We start from the raw sequence: 1,664 nt of genomic DNA on the forward strand, positions 1-1,664 counted from the left end.
CATATCGCCAGCCCCCAAGACGATGAATTCGTCCGGTCCGGTTTGGAGGAACATCGCCGCGACGCGGCTGTCAGGATCGACATTACCATCGGGTCCGTTCGCGCGGGCCATGTTGACCATATAATCGCCGATCCGCCCCCGGCCCGATCGTTGCGCCGAGCCCTCCATGATAACAGTCGAGATCTTTCCTTCTGCCTGCTTCTCGAGCACCAACGGCGCGAGTTGTTCGAGCTGGCCATAGAGCGCGCCGATCACAGGGTCGCCATCCCCGCCAGTGCCAAGCCCGACGCTCGGATCTCCAGCCAGTTGCACGCCGCGCTCGTCAATGCCGAAGGGCGAGAAGCCGAAACCCTTGAGCGCGCCGAACGTGTAAAGAGCATTGGCCGCTCCGATCGCCCCGCCCCGCGCTTCGGGCACGAACAGCACATTATCGGGGCGTCGATATTGAGACGCCCAATAGGCATAATTGTCGAAGTAAATGTCGGGAGCAAGGAAATCGAGGGCCGGCGCACCCGCCTTCCAAAGATCCATGGCAAAAGGCAGCGGGCCACCCGAATTATACTGGCCCGGCTCGTAATTGGGCCGGATCAGCGCCGCATTGGTGAACATGGGCAGCGCATATTCCGCTTTGCCAGCCGCAGCGACATGATCAATATAGCGCGCATAGGACCAGGACATGAACAGAGAATCCGTCATGCCTTCGCCCCCGAAGACATCGGTCCAACTTCCGCTGGTCCGCCCTCCATTGGCTTCCCACGCGGCGCGCAATTGCGGGTTAAGTATCGCGCGATGCGCGGTCAGATAGGTCATCAACTCCGCAGGGACCGGCCCGGCAAAAGCGGCTTCGGCGTCGGGCGCGTGGTCGCGCGATTCAGGAATGACGCCGACCTCATTTTCCACCTGCACCATCAGCACCGTCTGGCGCGCGCCATCCACGGCCTTCAAATGCCGCATCAGTTGCGCAAAGGCACGCGCGTCGGCATCGCGAGCTGTGGTGGACAGAGCGGAAATGCGTTCCGTCCCGCGTCCATCGGCAGTCTGCATGCGCGGAAACCGCTTCGTGTCGCGCTTCACCCATGATGGGACATAGCTGGAGAACGTGTTCTTCCAAGTACCGAACCAGAGAAATACCAGCCGCAGATCATGATCGCGCGCGCCCTTTATCAGGCCATCGACATTGCTAAAGTCAAACTGGCCCTCGACCGGCTCGATGGTCTCCCATGCGACGGGCACCAGGATCGTGTTAAGATTGTCGCGGACCAGCAATGGCCATTTCCGACTGAAATGGACAAGGTTGCTGGTGCTGCTGTTCTTGACCTCGCCGCCCAGCACCAGAAAGGGTTTCCCATCCACGATTAGCTGCGTTGCGGCGCCGCGTTGTTCGAAATGCGGCAGATCGGTGCGCGGGGCGGTAGCGGCGATGCCAACCTGAGGCAGGCCCCATAGGCTGGCCAGCAATAACAGCGCGCATATATGTCGCATGGAAACCCTCTCCGCATCGTATTGTGTTAACGATACCATTACGCGGAGTTACTTTGGATGCCAAGACGCAATTGGGTAAATGCCGGCCCTATCAGGATCGTCTGGAATGCCAGCCGAAAGCTGGTGCGCCCATGACAGCCCTTACCGCTACCCCGCGTCGCGGGGGCGGCGGGCTTGGGCTT

General features: G+C 60.6%; 1 protein-coding gene. It reads right to left on the minus strand.

The features are described from left to right. A partial coding sequence (locus B2V90_RS19115) for a DUF5597 domain-containing protein (protein ID WP_293922838.1) occupies window positions 1-1,482 on the minus strand: 1,482 nt, incomplete at its 3' end. Window positions 1,483-1,664 lie beyond the last annotated feature (182 nt).

This window comes from Sphingobium sp. UBA5915 (assembly GCF_002431195.1).
GTDB lineage: Bacteria > Pseudomonadota > Alphaproteobacteria > Sphingomonadales > Sphingomonadaceae > Sphingobium > Sphingobium soli.